This window comes from Alkalihalophilus lindianensis, assembly GCF_032843265.1.
Taxonomy (GTDB): Bacteria; Bacillota; Bacilli; order Bacillales; family Bacillaceae_D; genus Alkalihalophilus; species Alkalihalophilus lindianensis.
The window spans coordinates 1-19,289 of the sequence record NZ_JAWJBA010000010.1 but is presented as its reverse complement, the minus strand read 5'-3'; the positions used below and the strand labels follow the sequence as shown (position 1 = coordinate 19,289).

The following is a 19,289-nucleotide window of genomic DNA, read 5'->3' as shown; positions in this document are numbered from 1 at the left end:
TCATTGTATTTACATTGACGCTATGAAATAAGCTGTGATATGATTCACTTAGATTGAAATTCATTCTCAAAGAAGAGGTTGAGGGGGACGTACATAATGGGTTTTATCCACCTTCAAGATTTAACAAAGACGTACAATAAAGCCGAAAGTCCGGCCGTTAATCATATTGATCTTTCGATTGAGAAAGGCGAAATTATCACCCTGCTTGGTCCAAGTGGTTGTGGTAAGACGACTACGTTACGAATGATTGCTGGTTTTGAGCAACCTTCAAGTGGGTCAATTAGAATTGATGATCAAGTTGTGTACGACCACCGTTCGTATCTTCCTCCAGAGAAAAGAGGAATCGGAATGGTGTTTCAAGACTATGCACTTTTTCCTCACTTAACAATAGAAAAGAATGTAACGTTTGGTTTAAATAAATGGAGTACTCTTAATAAGAAGAAGCGTGCAAAAGAAGTACTTGAGCTAGTTGGTCTAGCCGACTATGCAAAGCGGTTTCCAAATGAACTTTCTGGTGGTCAGCAACAGCGTGTTGCTCTAGCTCGTGCATTAGCACCAAGGCCACATGTTGTTTTAATGGATGAGCCATTTAGTAATTTGGATGCTGGACTTCGTGAGAGAATGCGCTATGATGTAACGGCTATTTTGCGTAAAGCGAATACGACAGCGATTATCGTTACGCATGATCAAAAAGATGCCTTTGCTGTGTCTGATCGAGTTGTTGTAATGAATCAAGGTGTAATTCAACAAATTGCATCCCCTCGTGATATGTACCGTTGTCCTAAAAACTGCTTTGTAGCACAATTTGTAGGGAAGACAAACCTCCTTTCAGGAACGCTCTGTGAAGATCTTAAGCATGTTGAGACACATATCGGACGGGTATGTTTACCATCTGAATCTGACCAAATTTTAGAAGATGTGCGTATTTCTATTAGACCTGAAGGATGTCGCTTAGTAGAGGATGGACGTTATACGGGTCGAGTAGAACGTGTGACTTATAGTGGTGAATACCAGGAGCTTGAAGTGAGACTGGGTGATGAGCATGTTATAAATGAACCAATGATCGTCTATGCTCCAGTCGAACAAGAAATTGAAGTTGGAGCCATTGTATCATTTGATATTAAGCCTGAATTAGTAGCTCTTGTAGAAGCTTAAAATGAAAAGTCCTCTTTTAGAGGGCTTTTTCTTTTACAGAGAATAAATAAAATAAAAGTAATTAAAAAATCAAAAATCTCATTGACAATGATTATCAATAGCATTATAGTAAGGCTTGTGAGATTGATTGAGAATGGAAATCAATAAAACACACGTTATGTACATACGAAGGGTAGGGGTCTTACAATGAACAAATATTTAAAAGCACTATTATTTTCATTACTAGCTTTATCATTATTCGTTGTTGCAGCTTGCGGTTCAGATAGTGAACCTGCAGAGGAAACTAATGAAGAGACCGAAGAGGCAGGAGAAGAAGCTACTGCAGAAGAAACAGGAGAGCTTGTTGTCTATTCTTCACGTAATGAAAACTTTGTCAATTCTTTATTAGAAAAGTTCACAGCGGATACAGGGATTGAAGTAAAACCTTTACACGCTGGAGATAATGCGGTAAGCCGTATAAAAGGTGAAGCGAGTAACGTGCAAGCAGATGTATTTATTTCTAATGATATCGGAGCACTTGAAAACTTACGTCTAGAAGGTTTATTAGAAGAAGCAAGTCCTGAAGGAATTGAATCAATTGATGAACAATATCGTGCAGATGATAATTCTTGGTTCGCATTGTCAGCACGTACGCGAGTTTTAATGTATAATAAAGATCTAATCACTGAAGAAGAAATGCCGAAGTCAATTGAAGAATTAACTGATCCGAAATGGCAAGGTGACTTCGCAATTACTCGTGGTGGTAATGGTGGAATGATTGGTCATGTATCTGCTCTCCGTAATGAGTGGGGCGATGAGAAAACAAAAGAATGGATCCAAGATGTACAAGACAATGCTGGAGCTATCCTTGAGGGTCATGGTGATATTCGTCGTGCTGTAGGTGCTGGTGAATTTACATTTGGTCTAGTAAACAACTATTACTACCACCAACAACTTCAAGAGCCTACTGATAATAATGTAGGTGTCATCTATCCGGATCAAGGAGAAGATGAAATGGGAGCAGTTGTTAATGCTGCTGGTGTAGGTCTTGTGAAAGATGCACCAAACTCTCACAGTGCTCAAGTTTTCTTAGACTGGATTTTACAACCAGAAAACCAACGTGAGTTTTCTTATGAATCTTTAGAAGTTCCGATCAACCCGGAAATTGAAGCGGTTGAAGGAGCAGCATCTATTTCAGATTACAAAACGCACGATATGCCTTTAAGTGAATTGGGCGAAGTGTGGGAAGATACACGTGAACTTATTGAACAAGCAGGTCTTGATTTAGACCTATAATTTTAAAAGGCATAAATAGGCGAGTGGGAGATGTGACGTCATGAGTCAGCACCAAGGTAACGATAAAAACAATAGGAAACCCAATCAGGTTGGAGACGATATGTCTCCAACCTCTCGCCGTTTTTCCATAGGTAATTGGTTTTCTAGTAATAAAGGGAGCAGACCTGGCGGAGTATTATTTTTATTAGCAGCTTTAACTGGATTACTGATGGCGATTCCTGTTTTCTATGTAGTATGGAGATCACTGTTTGCTGGTACTGATCGGTGGATGCGCTTACTTGATTCTAGAATCCCTCAATTAATCTGGAATACAATTTCGCTCACCGTCATGGTGACTTTGTTTGCCGTCTCCATTGGAGTATTGCTTGCTTGGATAGTAAATAGAACAAGCTTACCAGGGAAAAAAATGTGGCAATGGCTACTTGCGCTCCCCCTCGTCATTCCGCCTTATGTCGGAGCTGTAACGTATATTATTGTATTTGGCCCAAGAGGATGGCTTTGGAGAGAGTGGCGTGAAAGTGAGTGGTTATTAACGACTTTCGGAGAGTATCCAATCAATGTTTATTCATTCTGGGGTATCTTTGCCATTCTCACTTTATTTACTTACCCATATGTATTTCTCATTGCAAGTGCCTCTCTTAGAAAGATGAATCGAAACTACGAAGAGGTAGCAAGGTCTCAAGGGATGACAACGTCGCAAATTTTTTGGAAAGTTAATATCCCGTTTTTGCGTCCTGCTATTGGGGCTGGTGCAATTTTGATTGCACTCTACGTTCTTTCAGATTTTGGAGCTATTGCAATGATGCGTTATACAACCTTCACAGCAGCTATTTATTATCAAATGGGTAGCTATGATAATGTATCAGCTACGGTTCTTAGTGTGGTGCTCATTGCACTTACATTAATCATATTGTGGATTGAATCAAGAACCAAAAAGAAGCAATCGTACTACCAAACAAGTAATACCTTTAAAGAGCCAGATATTCTTCCACTTGGTAAATGGAAATGGCCATCATTTTTATTTGTCTGTCTCATCTTCTTTTTTGCTGTTATCTTGCCAATCATTGTTTTAGTCTATTGGTCACTTTTAGGACTACAAGCTGGTGCACTTGATTCAAGATTCTGGGGATATGCATGGAACAGTGTAAAGGTTTCAGGGATGGCTGCTTTAATTTGTATGCTACTTGCGCTTCCGGTCGTATATTTACGTTCAAGGTATCCATCAAGAGTTTCTGCTACGATTGAGAAGTTAAGTTATGCTGGGTATGCTCTCCCTGGAGTAATCGTAGCCTTGGGGATTATCTTTATTTTTAATCAATACATTCCAGTGCTTTACAATACGTTTTATTTAGTTGCGATTGCTTTTGTGATTCGATTCTTACCGCAAGCTATGCAATCAACCGATGCTTCTTTAAGTTTAATTTCTCCACGTATTGATGAAGCTGCAAGAAGTTTAGGACAACCTCCATGGAAAGTAATGATTAAAGTTATTATTCCATCGATTTTACCGGGGATTTTAGCCGGTGGTGCCCTTGTATTTGTTAGTAGTATTAAAGAGTTGCCAGCAACCTTATTACTACGTCCGCCTGGATTTGATACTTTAGCTGTTCGTATATGGGTAGAGACAAGCGAAGCGATCTATTACATGGCAGCTCCAGCTGCGCTGTTGATCGTCATTGTTTCGATCATTCCGCTCAGATATTTGTTGAAAAAATATTAAAGAAGCCTTAACCGGCTTCTTTTTTATGTTTTATTTATCTAAAGGATCTGACAATTTAATTGACAATGAGAATCTTTTTCATTTATAATATATTGAGAATCATTATCGATGGAGAGGTGTTTATATTGTCTTCTTTATTAATTGTTGGTGCAGATAGACTTGGTGCAATTCCTGGAAAGCTTGAAGAAATGGGATTTGATAATATCACTCACATAAATGGACGAAAAGTTCAAATGGTTAAAAGAGAGATTCCTTCACATATTGACCTTGTTTTAGTATTAACAGATTTTATTAATCACAATTTAACATCAGTTCTTAAGAAAAAAGCCGCAGAACAAAACATTCCGATTTGTTATGCGAAAAGGTCATGGTGCTCAATTTATCAATCAATTGGAAAGTGTAATTATGGGTGTGATAACGATAAAGCCTGTCCATTTAAATGACCGATTTATACAGGAGGAGAAATGATGGAAACCCCCCATGCATACAGACTATTTTCGAGTTCCTATCTAAGCTGTCCATACGACTTATTAAATTCAAATAATCCATTACAATGCGAGAAGAGAATAAGTTTGCAAACTTTTATTAATAATGTAATTAAAGGATTTTTCTCGAAACCGTGTAAAGAACATCATGTTTTATCTCTTTTAAAAATGGTTGATACATACCGAAGAGATCTTAAAAGAAGTGTATTTGATTCTACTATGGAATATACAATTGCATTAGCTACGATAACAGATCATTTCTTACAAATCACATGTGACTATATTGATGAAGGTAATCAGACGTATGTAGAACGTGATAATGGCCTGATAATTAATCAATATAATGGAGATCAATATTCTGTTAAAAAGCTCTTAACTGAGGTTGATGAAGAATTGTCACTATTATATGCCAAGGAAGTTTGTGTAGAGCTTCAAAAATCTTCTAGGTGTTTGCCTGATGTTATAGAATTAATTGATATGATGAACGGAGACCGTCATCTTTATTTCCCTTCAAAAGATGGAAGTGATCAAAGTGATTTTATTTATTATTCCCGTCCACTTGTAGAAAAAGAGATAAATCGTATTTGCTCATAAGCGGATACGATTTATCTCTTTTTTGTGATTATAGAAATAAACATGGGTTACTATACATATTGATGTATTAGTAACAATTTAGTAAATAGATAGCACATCCTTGAAAATGGTTCATAAACTCACTATAAAGGCGAGTTGATAAAATCAACTATAAGTCTAGACATTTTCTAATAAGTGTGACAAAATAAAGTTGCCCTAAGACAAAATAGTTTTCCTTAGTGAAGATTTGTGTTAAATTTTTTTTGCGGTCTTTTTTGCCTGTAGACAACTTTTTTAGAAAGAAGAAAAATATACTTATAGAGAAAGGATGAGGAAAGTGAGAAAGGTTTTATTACTGGTCGTTATAATGGTAACTAGTTTGATCATGGTAGCATGTGGAGGAGTAGATAGGACAACTGAAAATTCTGGTGAATTAAAAGTTATCACTAGCTTCTCTATTCTTGCTGATATTACAAAAAATGTAGTAGGAGACAGAGCGGAAGTAGATTATTTGGTACCTATTGGGGAGGAACCACACGGCTATGAACCAATCCCGAGTGATTTTCAAAAAGCGAGTGATTCTTCTGTTTTTTATGTGAATGGCTTAGGTCTTGAAGAGTGGTTAGAAAGATTGGTTGCTAATGCAGGAGGCGGAGCTGATATCATAACGGTTTCTGATGGAATTGATGTTATTGGAGTTGAGGGGTCTAATGAGGATGATCCTCATGCTTGGTTAGATGTAGAGAATGTCATTACGTATGTAGGGAATATTCGTGATGATCTAAGTCAGCGTGACCCAGAAGGTGCAGATGAGTATGCAGCTAATGCAGATGCTTATATTAAAGAATTACAAGAATTAGACGAATGGATCCAAACAGAAACGCTAAACATTCCAGAAGAAAAAAGAACCATTGTAATTAGCGAAAATGCCTTCAAATATTTTGGGGAAGCATACGGGTATGAAACAATCGGGATCTGGGAGTTAAACTCCCACGAAGAAGGAACTCCAGGTCAGATTTCAAGAGTAGTCGATTTAATTCAAGATGAGAGCATCCCAGCTGTTTTCTTAGAAACGACAATTGATAGTCGTTTTATGGATACTGTATCTAGTAATGCGGGGGTGGAGATTGCAGGTGAAGTTTATACAGATGCGGTCGGTCCAAGCGGCAGTGGTGCTGAAACATACATTGATATGATGAAGCATAATGTGAATACATTTGTAGAAGGACTAAAACAATAGAAACTACCTCTAATCCATAAAATGGGTTGGAGGTAGTTTGTTTTAGAATAGGTTGGAGAGCAATCCGACGACAACAAGGAGACCTAATACAATCCAAAAAGTTGTCATGAAATACTTTTTATTTCTTCTACGTTTTTTCCAGCGGTTAGGGTTAAAGGTAGCTTCTTTTGGCTCATGCGCATGTTGGTACATATGATAAGGTTTCACCCCGACTAGGAACAATGGGGCCATAGCTGCACCGGCAATCAATCCAAATAAATGAGCCAATACATTAATATTAGAGTTTACAAAGGTCATAACAAGCCCAATAATGAGGATGGTCATGACAAGCTGTGAATTAGCTCGGTCAATTAGATCTTTTCTTAGCAGAACAATATATACGTAGAGACCAAACAACCCAAAGATTGCCCCTGAAGCACCTAGATGTGGAGGGTATCCAAGTCCGCCTAAATAAAAGGTAGCAATATTAGCAATAATTCCAGTACTTAGGTAAAAGATGATGAATCGGAATTTACCTAACATCTGCTCAAGAGCTGGACCGAAGATCACGAGAGAAAAAGAATTAAAAACAACATGACCTATGGTTAAATGCATAAAAATAGGTGTAATTAACCTCCACCACTCTCCATTAGCAACAGCTAAGTTATAGCCAATGCCAATGTTTCTAACCAATTGTCCTCCTGGTAAGAAGTTCATCCATACAAATAAGGCGAAGTGAATAATTAACAATCCGAAAATAATAGGATAGTTTTTCCTAAAGGAATAGAAGCTTTCCTGACGAATAAACAAGCTCAGCCCTCCTAACACAATCAATTCTTTCTATAAGTATAGCAAAGATATCTGTTAAAATGCCCGATTTTACACCTAACTTAAAACAATCACAAGAGGTGAAACAAAAAAGATGATTATTGGAATTGGTATAGACATTGTAGAGCTCGAACGTATTGAGAACTTACTTCAAAAGCAACCAAGATTTCCGGAGAAAGTTTTAACAGGGAAAGAGCGCGTATATTATGAGTCGTTAAATGGGAAAAGAAAGATAGAGTACATAGCAGGCAGATTTGCTGCAAAGGAAGCTTTTGTGAAAGCGGCTGGAACCGGTATCTCTAAGACATTTGGATGGCATGATATTGAGGTATTAAATGAAGAAAATGGGAAACCGTTTCTTCTAGCGAATATAGATTTTACGGTCCACGTATCTATCTCTCATAGTAATGCTAATGCGGTTGCGCAAGTAATTTTAGAGCGCTTGTCAAGCTAGTCTGCATATTGTTACTCCTTGCCTCATATAGTTGTAATGCGGATGGGAGAGCTTGTGCCATTTCAAGTGGAGTCAGGTCTAAGGAATACAACAAGAACCCTTATTCGTTCATTCATCAGCTGAAGGATTACAGCCTGATCTGAGAAATGAACAGTTGGGACACTAACAAGATAGCCGTCTCTTGATTGGTAGAATTCTCTTCTTTGGCGTTAATTGAGACAAAGGGGTGAAGGTATGAAAAGGGTAAGTTGGTTTATCACACTAATCGTGATGGTGACATTTGTACTTGCAGCATGCGGTGAGAAATCTCAAGATGATATTCTTGGGGACCTTGAAAGTAAATTATCAGATGTTAGTGGTTATAAAGCCGCTGCAACAATGACTTTACAAACTGGGAACGAGCCGCAAACATATGAGGTTGAGGTTTGGTATCAGGAGAAAGATTATTACCGAGTTGCGCTAAAAAATGCCGCGAAAGATCAAAGTCAAATCATTCTGCGTAATGATGACGGGGTATTCGTTTTAACACCAGCTCTTAACAAAAGTTTCCGTTTCCAAAGTGATTGGCCGATTAACAGCAGTCAAGTGTATTTATATGGTTCTCTTATCCAAGATGTGTTAATGGACCCAGAGAGAACATTTACTGCAACAGAGGATGCTTATGTTTTCCAAACAAACACTAACTACCAAAACAAGAACTTAAGTAGTCAAGAAATCACATTCAATAAAAAGGACTTATCGCCATTACAAGTGAAGGTTATGAACCCTGACCTTGAGGTACTTGTACAATTAGACTTTAATGAATTTGATGAAAACGCAAGCTTTAATGATGGTGATTTTGATATGGAACGCAATATGACTGGGGCTCAGATGACCGAGCAGCCAACGATGGCGGAAGTACAAGAGGATATGACAGTTCACTATCCGATGTATACACCAGATGGTACGTCTCTTGATTCCTCTCAGACTGTTCAATCAGATCGTGGAGAGAGTGTCGTTTTACAGTATACAGGTGATGGACCATTTACTTTAATTCAAGAACAGAGCAAAGTTGTTCCGGCTACAACTCCAATGAACGTTAGTGACGGTGAGCCAGTTGATTTAGGTTTTACAATTGGGGTAATGACAGAGGAATCACTCATGTGGTCTTACAATGGAGTTGATTTCTATCTTGCTTCATCAGAACTTGGGACTGAGGAAATGATCTCAATTGCTAGGTCGGTATATGGCACACAGGAAAAATAAGGAGACAAAAAAGACGACAAGAAGGCTCATACGATACAATGAGCCTTCTTTTTTTGGAATTGAGCAGGAAATTTTAAAACCTCTTTGCAATTTAAACAAGTCAATGCTATCATTGAATGTGGATAGAAAAGTTCGGTTTTTCGTAAGTATATAGGCATGAAAGCGTTATGAAAACATATAATATTTAGGTCGTTGGTTGATGTGGGGGTGGATGTTCGTGTCAGAACAGAGAACAAAACGCATTGTAGTGAATTTGCCACAACATTTGTTAAACGAGGTGGACGGTGTGATTCAACAAGAAAACGTTAATTACAGTGAGTTTTTATCGCAAGCAACGAAATTATATCTTCGTGACCGAAAGAAGCGTCAAATTCGTGAAACGATGCAGCAAGGCTATATGGAAATGGCAAAAATTAATTTAAACCTTGCATCTGAAGCCTTTCTTGCCGAGGAGGAAGCAGAGAGCACCCTTGATCGCTTAGTAAGTGGGGTGTAGCGGTTGATTGTAAAAAGAGGTGACGTTTATTTTGCCGACCTTTCACCTGTTGTAGGGTCTGAACAGGGTGGTGTACGACCTGTTCTAATCATTCAAAATGACATAGGTAATCGCTTTAGCCCAACTGTAATAGTGGCTGCTATTACCGCTCAAATTCAAAAGGCAAAATTGCCGACTCATGTTGAAATCAATGCAAAACGATACGGATTTGATCGTGATTCGGTCATTTTGCTAGAACAAGTTAGAACAATTGATAAACAGCGTTTGACCGATAAAATTACGCATCTCGATGATGACATGATGACGCGGGTGAATGATGCATTGTTTATTAGCTTAGGATTAATTGATTTTTAATAGGATTGCACTCCGCGTATTGCGGGGTTTTTTCTTTTTATTAAGAAAAAAAGTAGGAAAGAGACAATAATAATTGAATGTTTATATTGGATTAAGGTTTAATGATATAGATGAGATTGATTTATTGGTAGTTCTTTCAATAACTTGTAAAACCTTTAATATGAAATACTTTGCAACAATAGCCAACTCGTGAAATAATAATTGTAGCCATTATTGACTGGAGGAAAGTAAGATGCAACCGTATATCGTATCTTTTATCTTTGAAAACCGTGAAGTGTTAACAAAGCGATGGGAAGAGCAACTTCAAGAAATACGCAAAGAAAACTATCTTAATTCAATTTCAGATTCCGTCTATGAAAATACAAACCAAGAATTCATGAGCTTCATTTTTGAATCCGTTGATCGTAATCAAATGCAAGCAAATGAAAGGTTGACCACTTTCACAGATCGTTTTATTCAAACAGGTTGGCCTCTAGCTTACTTTACTCGTGGCCTTCAAGCGTTTCGTCGAGCAATTTTAGCTACTTTATCTGAAAGCGAGCACGACGTGAAGCAGTTATTGACCCTTTTCAATGAAGTTGAAAATTGGATTGATGGGATCATAAACCAGTTAGTAACGGATTATACAGGTTCATGGGAAGATATATTTGAAATGCAAAAATTGTCTCTTCTTGAATTGTCAGCCCCTTTAATTCCTGTATTTGAAGGGATTACTGTAATGCCTTTAATTGGTACAATTGACACGGCAAGAGCTAAACTTATCATGGAAAACCTACTTGATGGCGTCATTAAAAACCGCTCACAGGTGGTGTTGATTGATATTACGGGTGTACCGGTTGTAGATACAATGGTTGCTCATCACATAATACAAGCTTCTGAAGCAGTTAGACTTGTTGGAGCAACTTGTATCCTGGTGGGGATCCGACCGGAAATTGCTCAAACAATTGTAAATTTAGGGATAGATTTAGGTAAATTCCCTACTAAGAGCACGTTGCGTAAAGGAATGGAAACAGCGCTAGAGATGACGAATAAAAAAATTGAACAATTATAAGTTGGAGGAGTAAAACAATGAGGATTCCAATTTTAAAGCTTCATCAATATTTATTAATTAGTATACAAGTGGAATTAGATGATCAAACAGCACTTCGCTTTCAAGAGGACTTATTAGATAAAATCCATAAAGAAGGATCGAGCGGTGTTGTAATTGATTTAACTTCTGTTGATATGATTGACTCCTTTATCGCAAAAGTTTTAGGTGATGTAGTAGATATGTCTAATTTAATGGGAGCGCGAGTTGTGTTGACGGGAATTCAACCTGCCGTTGCGATTACTTTAATCGATATGGGTATTAAACTTGATGATGTTCCTACAGCTCTTGATCTTGAGCAAGGTCTAGATAAATTGCAACAGGAACTGGAGGGATAGTCATGGAAACCCAATCCTGTGTCGAAGTGAAAAACGAATGGGGGATTGTTGCTGCTAGACAAGCAGGTCGTACCCTCTCAAAGGAAATCGGGTTTGGGAGTGTCGATCAAGCGCGGATAACAACAGCCATTTCGGAATTGGCGCGTAATATATATCTATATGCACAACGTGGAGAAATATGTTTAGAACTAATTGAAGCACCGTCTAAAACAGGTATGATTAAAGGCATCCAGGTGATTGCTAAAGATCAAGGCCCAGGGATTTCGGATATTAGACAAGTTATGGTAGATGGCTTTACAACCTCGAGCGGGATGGGGGCAGGTCTGCCGGGAGTAAAACGTTTAATGGATGAATTTTCAATTGACTCAGAAGTCGGAGAAGGGACGGTCATTACAACGACGAAGTGGCTTCGTTAAAGGAGGGCCAGCGTGAATAATACTGTTCAAAAACTAGAAGAATCCTACAAACAGATATTGCAGACATTTCTTCATGATAAAAGCGAGCAAGGGTTATACGAAGCGCAACAATTCAGTAAAATCTTACTCGAACATCAAATATCACCTGAGGAACTTGTGAGTATTCATCGCTCTATCTTAGAAGAGCTGTTTCCTAGTGTATCAAATGAAGTGCAAGATTCATTTGAACTCTTACTTGAAGTCATGATGGGCTATGGCTTAGCCTATCGTGAACATCAGAGCTTGAGAGATCGCCAAAGAGAACTGGAGTCTGAAATTGACGTTGCGGCTAACATGCAGCAAACTTTACTGCCAAAAGAAATACCGGCAGATGGTGTGTTAGATATTGGTGTTATCAGTGTGCCTGCAACAAAAATGAGCGGCGATTATTATCATTTTGTAAGAGACGAAAATGGCAATGTGGGCGTAGCGATTGCTGATATTATCGGTAAAGGCGTTCCTGCAGCATTGTGTATGTCTATGATCAAATATGCTATGGATAGTTTGCCTGAACAAAGGTTAAGGCCAGGAGCATTACTTGAGAATTTAAATCGTGTAGTTGAACAAAATGTGGATGATAGCATGTTTATTACAATGATGTACGGGGCATATGATACTGGTTCACATGAATTTCACTACTCTGGTGCTGGACATGAGCCAGGTTTTTATTACTCAGCTTCAACAGATCAATTTGAAGAATTATACGCAAAAGGTTTGGTGCTGGGTGTGTCCCGCCACACGAAATTCCGTGAATATCACAAGAAGGTAGAGAAAGGTGACTTTATCGTTTTCCTTTCAGACGGTGTGACGGAATGTCGAGTGGATGATGAATTTATTGAACGTGAAGAGATTGTCAAAATGATTCGGAAGTACATGCATTTAAGCGCTCAAGAGATTGTCAAAAATGTTTATCAGGATCTCGTTAAATTACAAGATTTTACATTGCGTGATGATTTCACATTAATGATTTTGCGCCGAGAAGTTTAAAATTGATTGTTTTGTGGTATTTATAAACTATTGTCATATGGGATACCAGGAGGAGATATAGATGAACTTAGATATTCGTCATGAACAGTCAGAGGATGCAGAACTTATTTATCTAACAGGGGAAATTGATGCGTATACCGCACCGAAATTACGTAGTGCACTAACGCCACTTGCCGAAACAAGCACTAAACAAATCGTAGTTGATTTGAAAAATGTTCAATATATAGATAGTACGGGATTGGGAATTTTTGTTGGTATATTGAAATTAACAGATGCCAATGAAAGTTCTTTAATGTTGAGAGGAATGTCTGATCGAGTCCGTCGTTTATTTACAATTACTGGCCTAGATGAAGTCATTCAGATTGAGCAAAATAAAGAGGAGGAAGCGAAATGAACCATCAGCAAGTTGATCACATCGAGATGAGTGTTCCTGCTAAGCCTGAGTTCGTAGGAGTCGTACGTTTGACTGTTTCTGGAATTGCCAATCGTTTAGGGTTTACGTACGACGATATTGAAGATATAAAGATTGCTGTTGCAGAAGCATGTACGAACGTAGTGGATCACGCTTATGAAGGTGAAGGATTAATCTCTGCTTCTTTTGTACTCCATGAAGATCGAATGGAAATCGTCATTGCCGATCGTGGCCAAAGTTTTGATATGAACGGGTTACGTGAACGCTTAGGACCGGTTGATTCAAGTAAGCCTGTTGGCGATCTTAAAGAAGGGGGGCTTGGCCTCTTTTTAATCAACACTTTGATGGATAAAGTGGAGATCAACGACGAATCAGGGGTTATCTTAATGATGACAAAGTTCATTCACGGAGATGAGGTGGAGTCAAATGTCGACGGAGTCCCTTCCACACAAACAGAACAAAGATGAGGTATATGATTGGATTCGCCTTTATCAAGAGACAGGTGATGAAGAGACCCAAGTAAAGCTTGTTAAGCATTATGAGGCTCTTGTCCGTTCATTAGCTCGGAAATTTTCTAAGGGTCGGGAATACGATGAAGATCTCTACCAAGTTGGAATGGTAGGGTTGTTGGCTGCTTTGACTCGATTCGATAGTGAATTTGGTCGTAGCTTTGAATCTTTTGCTGTGCCGACTATCGTAGGGGAGATCAAACGATTCATTCGTGATAAAACATGGAGTGTACATGTTCCTAGACGTATTAAAGAGTTAGGTCCTAAAATAAAAAAAGCAGTAGAAGCATTAACGGTTGAATATAACCGATCGCCACTTGTTCATGAAATTGCTGCGTATTTAGAGGTCTCTGAAGAAGAAGTTCTAGAAACGATGGAGATGAGCAAGAGTTACCAGGCGTTATCAGTGGATCGTTCGCTTGAAGCAGATCAAGAAGGTGGAGAGGTAACCTTACTTGACCTTGTAGGGAATGTAGATGGTGGATTTGAAAAGACTGATCAAAAAATGTTACTAGAAAAAGCTTTTCAAGTTCTCAACGAAAGAGAGAAACAAATTTTATTGTTAACTTATTATGAGAATTTGAGTCAAAAAGAAACTGGTGAAAAGCTTGGTATTTCTCAGATGCATGTTTCCCGTCTTCAGCGCAGAGCTTTACAAAAACTACGTGATTCAATAAAAGTCGAGCCATCGGAGATTTTGTAATGATTAATTTTTATGAGCATAAAAACCTAGAAATCGCCGCTGTTCAGCAGGCTAAGCCGGGCAATATACATTGTGGTGATGCTCATGTAGTGGTCGAAGAAAAGGATTTTACAATTTGCGCTGTAGTAGACGGGCTTGGTAGTGGCGAGGGAGCTTCTGAATCAGCTGATGCTGCGATTAAAATAATAAAAGATAATTGTTTTCTGGGTGTTGAGGAAATTGTTAAGACCTGTAACGAGGCTATGGTTAACAAGCGAGGTGCAGTTTTAACATTAGTGAAAGTAGATTTCGTAAAAAAAGAACTAAACTACTGTAACTTTGGCAACATCGGTTTTGTGATGTATTATCCTGATGGTACAACGATTCAACCTATTCCCTTGAGAGGGTATTTATCAGGAAGAAAAGCCGTAATTAAGAGTAAAAGCTTCTCTTACAAAGAAGGTAGCATATTTATGTTGTATTCCGATGGTGTCAAAATCCCTTTTTCAAAAAAGAACCTTTTAACGATTGATTCTTTAAAAAAGGAATTTACTGATTTACTAACGTTAGATCGATTTGCAATTGATGATGTTACATTGTTGGTGGGCAAGCTAGCATAAACGAAACCTCCTCTCTAAAGGAGGTTTTTTTTGTGCAGTAAAATGATAAATGGAAGGAAATATGATGATGGAGTGGAAGTTAGTTGTTCATTCTTTTACTATGATATGATTAGTTAGGCAGGCTACTAACAAAGGAGCTGGAAAAGTTGAGTGATTTTAATCAAACCTTAATTAAAACGATCGAACAAGAGATGTCTGTTCAGGAGAAGTACATAAGTAATTTAATCGAGCTAGTAGAAGAAGGGAATACGGTCCCTTTTATTGCTAGATATCGAAAAGAGTTAACAGGCTCATTAGATGAAGTGCAAATTCGTACAATTGTTGAGAAATGGGAATATGCGAATCAGTTGCAAAACAGAAAAGAAGAGGTCAAACGCTTAATTAGGGATCAAGACAAATTAACGGATGAACTCTCTAAAAAGATAGATCAAGCAATGAAACTTCAAGAAATCGAGGATCTATATAGACCGTATAAGCAAAAAAGGCGCACTAAAGCAACTGTTGCAAAGGAAAAAGGATTAGAACCTTTAGCGAAATGGATGTTTTCCTTTCCGAAAAATGCCGATGTGTTAGCAGAAGCAAGAAAATACGTTAATGAAGAGAAAGGCGTAGCGAACGAGGAAGAAGCTCTTGAGGGCGCTGGAGATATTATAGCTGAGTGGGTATCTGATGATGCTGATTTACGAAAACTTATTCGTTTACGTTCTTTTAAAGAAGGTAAGGTTCGAACATCCGCAAAAAATAAGGAAGCTGATGAAAAATCTACTTACGAAATGTATTATGAGTATTCAGAAGCAATTCGATCGATCGTTCCTCATAGAATTTTAGCGATTAATCGTGGGGAAAAAGAAGGGGTTCTTAAAGTGTCTCTTGAGTTTCAGGCGGAGCGAATGGTAGAAGAGATCGAAAGGCGTTTGATGCGTCAATCAGGATCTTCATCGACAGCAGAGTATATTAAGGTTGCTATACAGGACGGATATAAGCGATTAATTGAGCCGTCCATTGAAAGAGAGATAAGAAATGAACTGACGAATAAAGCAGAGGAACAAGCGATTCATATTTTCTCTGAAAACTTGCGTAACTTACTATTACAACCACCCATTAAAGATAAGGTTGTGTTAGGGGTAGATCCAGCTTATCGTACAGGTTGTAAGTTGGCTGTAGTAGATGGAACTGGCAAAATGCTTGATATAGGTGTGGTGTATCCCACGCCTCCTAGAAATGAAGTAGAAAAAGCAGCTGCTAAAATTAAAGACCTTATCAAGAAGCATAATGTTGAAATGATTGCCATAGGTAACGGGACCGCTTCAAGGGAAACAGAGCAGTTTATTGCCGATTTGATTAATGATTTGCCTGGTTCTATTTACTATCTAATCGTAAATGAAGCAGGTGCGAGTGTGTATTCTGCATCTGACTTAGGAAGAGAAGAATTTCCGGAATTTCAAGTAGAGGAGAGAAGTGCAGTCTCTATTGCTAGGAGGTTGCAAGATCCTCTAGCAGAGCTTGTTAAAATTGATCCTAAATCAGTTGGGGTAGGTCAATATCAACATGATGTAACTCAAAAGCGTTTATCTGAATCGTTAAGCTTTGTTGTGGAAACTGTTGTTAACCAAGTAGGTGTAAATGTGAATACTGCTTCGGTTTCCTTATTGCAATATGTAGCTGGGTTATCGAAATCCGTTGCTACAAATATAGTGAAGCGCCGAGAAGAAGAAGGGCGTTTTACTACTCGTACTCAATTAAAGAAAGTACCGAGATTAGGCGCAAAAACATATGAACAATGTATTGGTTTCTTACGTATTCAAGATGGAAAAAACCCATTGGATGCAACGGCTATCCACCCTGAAACATATAAAGAAACGGAAGCTCTACTTGAAAAAGTTGGAGCGACACGTTCAGATGTGGGGAATAAAGGGCTCAGTGAAAAGCTATCAGGTATTGATAAACAGCATATAGCGCAAGAGCTTGATCTAGGATTACCAACGGTTAATGATATTATCACTACCTTAATTAGACCAACTAGAGATCCTCGTGATGAAGTCGCGAAACCTCTGTTGAAACAAGGGGTGCTTCAATTAGAAGATCTAAATCGAGGGATGGAATTGCAAGGAACCGTCCGAAATGTAGTCGATTTTGGGGCCTTTGTGGATATTGGAGTCAAGCAAGATGGGCTAGTGCATATTTCGAAACTTACGAAGAGATTTGTTAAGCATCCCCTTGAAGTTGTTGCTGTAGGAGAGATTGTGACAGTGTGGGTGGAGGATGTAGATGTAAAAAAAGGAAGAGTAGCTTTAACTATGCTCGAACCTGCAATCCAACCAGTTTAAAAAATAGACCATGCACTCGCATGGTCTATTTTCATAGTAATATTTAAATGACTTGAAGAAGAGTGGTATTAACCTAGGTGTTTGTTCATCTGTTCCTTACGTTGATAATAGAACCAACATTGGTTTAAAATTTTTATTTGATGGCGGTTTTGCTCTTTGAAAGCACGTTGTAACTGGGTGCATAACCATGTGGGCATCTCTCCCAACTCCTTAATGAATATGGTAGTATATTCATTATATGAGTGAGAGTTTGTCAATGTTGAGTGTATTTTATTGTTACAGGAGTGATTGTGTGGATCAAAGTGAGGTACAAAGATTAGTTGAAAATATATCATTAAACAGCTTCAATAAGCCTTTTTTGCATGAGGCTAGATTCAACCCTAGGCTACGGACCACTGGTGGGAGGTATTTATTAAGGTCACATGATATTGAATTGAATCCAAAGCAGTTTCAAGCTCACGGACTTGAGGAATTGGTTGCAATTATTAAACATGAGCTGTGTCATTATCACTTACATCTAGAAGGCAGAGGGTATATGCATCGAGATCAAGAATTTAAAGAGTTATTACATCGTGTAGGGGGATCTCGTTATTGTAGGGAAATTCCTGGAATGAGGAGGCAGGAGGGATTCAATCATGTATATGAGTGCAAAGAGTGCAATCTTATTTATAAGAGAAAAAGAAGAATTAATACTGTTAAATATGTGTGTGGGAAATGCAAAGGGAAATTAAGAAAAAAATTATAAAAAAAGTATTGATTAACTTAAATAAGCTGTGATATATTATAGAAGTCGCTAAGCGGCACAAATAATTTAGTCAACACTTCAATAAAAAATGTTGACAAGCTACATGACTTTCATTATAATACATAAAGTCAGTAACGAATTATTCCACAGTAGCTCAGTGGTAGAGCAATCGGCTGTTAACCGATCGGTCGTAGGTTCGAGTCCTACCTGTGGAGCCATGGAGAAGTACCCAAGTGGCTGAAGGGGCGCCCCTGCTAAGGGTGTAGGTCGCGTGAGCGGCGCGAGGGTTCAAATCCCTCCTTCTCCGCCACTTTTAAGTATGGCCCGTTGGTCAAGCGGTTAAGACACCGCCCTTTCACGGCGGTAACACGGGTTCGAATCCCGTACGGGTCACCAAACATATGGAGGATTAGCTCAGCTGGGAGAGCACCTGCCTTACAAGCAGGGGGTCGGCGGTTCGAGCCCGTCATCCTCCACCATATGGTCCGGTAGTTCAGTTGGTTAGAATGCCTGCCTGTCACGCAGGAGGTCGCGGGTTCGAGTCCCGTCCGGACCGCCATTATTACTTTAATTTTATACGCGGGTGTGGCGGAATTGGCAGACGCGCTAGACTTAGGATCTAGTGTCTTATGACGTGGAGGTTCGAGTCCTCTCACCCGCACTTTTCTTTTAAAAGGTGCAGATGCGAACATCATACATTTAGCGGTTGTGGCGGAATGGCAGACGCGCTAGGTTGAGGGCCTAGTGGGGGTTGACCCCGTGGAGGTTCGAGTCCTCTCAACCGCACCAATTGGCGCCCTTAGCTCAGCTGGATAGAGTGTTTGACTACGAATCAAAAGGTCGGGAGTTCGAATCTCTCAGGGCGCACCATTTTATCTTAATAGTACGGGAAGTGGCTCAGCTTGGTAGAGCACCTGGTTTGGGACCAGGGGGTCGCAGGTTCAAATCCTGTCTTCCCGACCATCTTATTCTTAAATATGCGGGCGTAGTTTAGTGGTAAAACCTCAGCCTTCCAAGCTGATGATGTGGGTTCGATTCCCATCGCCCGCTCCAACAAAATATTTGGTGGGACGTGCTTTTTTTATTGCCTTTTTTAGGGCCTGTAGCTCAGCTGGTTAGAGCGCACGCCTGATAAGCGTGAGGTCGGTGGTTCGAGTCCACTCAGGCCCACCAAAATAATTTCGAAAAACTACTTGACGCTTTGTTGAAGGGCTGATAAGATAGTTAAGTCGCCAACGAGTGACGAACGAAAAAGTTCTTTGAAAACTGAACAAAAGCCAAGCGAAATAGAGATACATGATATCTCGTCAATTTTTAAAACAA

At 38.9% G+C, this 19,289-nt stretch carries 22 protein-coding genes and 11 tRNA genes; 31 read left to right on the top strand and 2 right to left on the bottom strand.

What is annotated here, in order from left to right; all coding sequences use genetic code 11:
- The first annotated feature begins 96 nt into the window (after positions 1 to 96).
- The 6 genes from RYX56_RS19345 (at position 97) to RYX56_RS19320 (ending at position 6,448) form a co-directional block, all read left to right on the top strand.
- On the top strand, positions 97 to 1,155 hold the full coding sequence (locus RYX56_RS19345; RefSeq protein WP_317123677.1) for an ABC transporter ATP-binding protein: 1,059 nt from the start codon (positions 97 to 99) through the stop codon (positions 1,153 to 1,155).
- 186 nt (positions 1,156 to 1,341) lie between these two features.
- The gene (locus tag RYX56_RS19340) at positions 1,342 to 2,430 is read left to right on the top strand and encodes an extracellular solute-binding protein (protein WP_317123676.1); all 1,089 of its coding nucleotides are present in this window, start codon (positions 1,342 to 1,344) and stop codon (positions 2,428 to 2,430) included.
- A 40-nt stretch (positions 2,431 to 2,470) separates the two neighbouring features.
- Entirely contained in the window at positions 2,471 to 4,150 is a 1,680-nt protein-coding gene (locus tag RYX56_RS19335; protein WP_317123675.1) for an ABC transporter permease, read from the top strand.
- A 125-nt stretch (positions 4,151 to 4,275) separates the two neighbouring features.
- Positions 4,276 to 4,593: a DUF2325 domain-containing protein gene (locus RYX56_RS19330; RefSeq protein ID WP_317123674.1), complete on the top strand. Its 318-nt coding sequence runs from the start codon at positions 4,276 to 4,278 to the stop codon at positions 4,591 to 4,593.
- A 129-nt stretch (positions 4,594 to 4,722) separates the two neighbouring features.
- On the top strand, positions 4,723 to 5,229 hold the full coding sequence (locus RYX56_RS19325) for a hypothetical protein (protein WP_317123673.1): 507 nt from the start codon (positions 4,723 to 4,725) through the stop codon (positions 5,227 to 5,229).
- 307 nt (positions 5,230 to 5,536) lie between these two features.
- On the top strand, positions 5,537 to 6,448 hold the full coding sequence (locus tag RYX56_RS19320) for a metal ABC transporter substrate-binding protein (protein ID WP_317123672.1): 912 nt from the start codon (positions 5,537 to 5,539) through the stop codon (positions 6,446 to 6,448).
- Positions 6,449 to 6,490: 42 nt separating this feature from the next.
- On the opposite strand, the gene RYX56_RS19315 is transcribed toward RYX56_RS19320, so the two are convergent.
- Positions 6,491 to 7,237 (bottom strand): rhomboid family intramembrane serine protease, encoded by a 747-nt coding sequence (locus RYX56_RS19315; RefSeq protein ID WP_317123671.1) that lies wholly within the window; start codon positions 7,235 to 7,237, stop codon positions 6,491 to 6,493.
- Positions 7,238 to 7,349: 112 nt separating this feature from the next.
- Between RYX56_RS19315 and acpS the strand changes: the two genes are divergently transcribed.
- From acpS to RYX56_RS19250, 13 genes are all read left to right on the top strand, one after another.
- Positions 7,350 to 7,709, top strand: a complete 360-nt coding sequence (acpS, locus tag RYX56_RS19310; protein ID WP_317123670.1) for a holo-ACP synthase — start codon at positions 7,350 to 7,352, stop codon at positions 7,707 to 7,709.
- Between the two features lie 234 nt (positions 7,710 to 7,943).
- Entirely contained in the window at positions 7,944 to 8,954 is a 1,011-nt protein-coding gene (locus tag RYX56_RS19305) for a LolA family protein (protein WP_317123669.1), read from the top strand.
- A 211-nt stretch (positions 8,955 to 9,165) separates the two neighbouring features.
- The gene (locus RYX56_RS19300) at positions 9,166 to 9,450 is read left to right on the top strand and encodes a CopG family ribbon-helix-helix protein (protein WP_047973093.1); all 285 of its coding nucleotides are present in this window, start codon (positions 9,166 to 9,168) and stop codon (positions 9,448 to 9,450) included.
- 3 nt (positions 9,451 to 9,453) lie between these two features.
- A complete protein-coding gene (locus RYX56_RS19295; protein WP_012957256.1) occupies positions 9,454 to 9,804 on the top strand; it encodes a type II toxin-antitoxin system PemK/MazF family toxin in 351 nt (116 codons plus the stop codon).
- Positions 9,805 to 10,036: 232 nt separating this feature from the next.
- Positions 10,037 to 10,855, top strand: coding sequence for an RsbT co-antagonist protein RsbRA (gene rsbRA / locus RYX56_RS19290; RefSeq protein WP_317123668.1), 819 nt, complete (start codon positions 10,037 to 10,039; stop codon positions 10,853 to 10,855).
- A gap of 17 nt (positions 10,856 to 10,872) precedes the next feature.
- Entirely contained in the window at positions 10,873 to 11,229 is a 357-nt protein-coding gene (locus RYX56_RS19285; RefSeq protein WP_317123667.1) for an STAS domain-containing protein, read from the top strand.
- Between the two features lie 2 nt (positions 11,230 to 11,231).
- The gene (locus RYX56_RS19280) at positions 11,232 to 11,645 is read left to right on the top strand and encodes an anti-sigma regulatory factor (protein ID WP_317123666.1); all 414 of its coding nucleotides are present in this window, start codon (positions 11,232 to 11,234) and stop codon (positions 11,643 to 11,645) included.
- A gap of 12 nt (positions 11,646 to 11,657) precedes the next feature.
- Positions 11,658 to 12,671, top strand: a complete 1,014-nt coding sequence (locus tag RYX56_RS19275) for a PP2C family protein-serine/threonine phosphatase (protein WP_317123665.1) — start codon at positions 11,658 to 11,660, stop codon at positions 12,669 to 12,671.
- Positions 12,672 to 12,732: 61 nt separating this feature from the next.
- Positions 12,733 to 13,065: an STAS domain-containing protein gene (locus RYX56_RS19270; protein WP_317123664.1), complete on the top strand. Its 333-nt coding sequence runs from the start codon at positions 12,733 to 12,735 to the stop codon at positions 13,063 to 13,065.
- A complete protein-coding gene (gene rsbW, locus RYX56_RS19265) occupies positions 13,062 to 13,550 on the top strand; it encodes an anti-sigma B factor RsbW (protein ID WP_317123663.1) in 489 nt (162 codons plus the stop codon). Before RYX56_RS19270 ends, rsbW begins: the two co-directional genes overlap by 4 nt.
- The gene (sigB, locus tag RYX56_RS19260; RefSeq protein WP_047973301.1) at positions 13,510 to 14,295 is read left to right on the top strand and encodes an RNA polymerase sigma factor SigB; all 786 of its coding nucleotides are present in this window, start codon (positions 13,510 to 13,512) and stop codon (positions 14,293 to 14,295) included. Before rsbW ends, sigB begins: the two co-directional genes overlap by 41 nt.
- Entirely contained in the window at positions 14,295 to 14,894 is a 600-nt protein-coding gene (locus RYX56_RS19255; RefSeq protein WP_317123662.1) for a SpoIIE family protein phosphatase, read from the top strand. The genes sigB and RYX56_RS19255 overlap by 1 nt, the downstream gene beginning before the upstream one ends.
- A 191-nt stretch (positions 14,895 to 15,085) precedes the next feature.
- A complete protein-coding gene (locus RYX56_RS19250) occupies positions 15,086 to 17,221 on the top strand; it encodes a Tex family protein (RefSeq protein WP_317123731.1) in 2,136 nt (711 codons plus the stop codon).
- A gap of 68 nt (positions 17,222 to 17,289) precedes the next feature.
- Here the strand turns inward: RYX56_RS19250 and cmpA are convergent, their stop codons facing one another.
- Entirely contained in the window at positions 17,290 to 17,418 is a 129-nt protein-coding gene (gene cmpA, locus RYX56_RS19245) for a cortex morphogenetic protein CmpA (protein ID WP_128755942.1), read from the bottom strand.
- 95 nt (positions 17,419 to 17,513) lie between these two features.
- On the opposite strand from cmpA, the gene RYX56_RS19240 reads away from it, so the two are divergent.
- The 12 genes from RYX56_RS19240 (at position 17,514) to RYX56_RS19185 (ending at position 19,139) form a co-directional block, all read left to right on the top strand.
- On the top strand, positions 17,514 to 17,966 hold the full coding sequence (locus RYX56_RS19240) for a SprT family protein (protein ID WP_317123661.1): 453 nt from the start codon (positions 17,514 to 17,516) through the stop codon (positions 17,964 to 17,966).
- A gap of 143 nt (positions 17,967 to 18,109) precedes the next feature.
- Positions 18,110 to 18,184 (top strand) — tRNA-Asn (locus RYX56_RS19235).
- A 1-nt stretch (position 18,185) separates the two neighbouring features.
- Positions 18,186 to 18,276: transfer RNA gene (locus RYX56_RS19230), tRNA-Ser, on the top strand.
- A gap of 11 nt (positions 18,277 to 18,287) precedes the next feature.
- Positions 18,288 to 18,362, top strand: a tRNA-Glu gene (locus RYX56_RS19225).
- Between the two features lie 7 nt (positions 18,363 to 18,369).
- Positions 18,370 to 18,445 (top strand) — tRNA-Val (locus tag RYX56_RS19220).
- Between the two features lie 3 nt (positions 18,446 to 18,448).
- Positions 18,449 to 18,525, top strand: a tRNA-Asp gene (locus RYX56_RS19215).
- 20 nt (positions 18,526 to 18,545) lie between these two features.
- Positions 18,546 to 18,627: transfer RNA gene (locus RYX56_RS19210), tRNA-Leu, on the top strand.
- A 41-nt stretch (positions 18,628 to 18,668) separates the two neighbouring features.
- Positions 18,669 to 18,755 (top strand) — tRNA-Leu (locus RYX56_RS19205).
- 4 nt (positions 18,756 to 18,759) lie between these two features.
- A tRNA-Arg gene (locus tag RYX56_RS19200) sits at positions 18,760 to 18,836 on the top strand.
- A gap of 16 nt (positions 18,837 to 18,852) precedes the next feature.
- Positions 18,853 to 18,929, top strand: a tRNA-Pro gene (locus RYX56_RS19195).
- Positions 18,930 to 18,945: 16 nt separating this feature from the next.
- A tRNA-Gly gene (locus tag RYX56_RS19190) sits at positions 18,946 to 19,019 on the top strand.
- 43 nt (positions 19,020 to 19,062) lie between these two features.
- Positions 19,063 to 19,139, top strand: a tRNA-Ile gene (locus RYX56_RS19185).
- Positions 19,140 to 19,289: the final 150 nt, after the last annotated feature.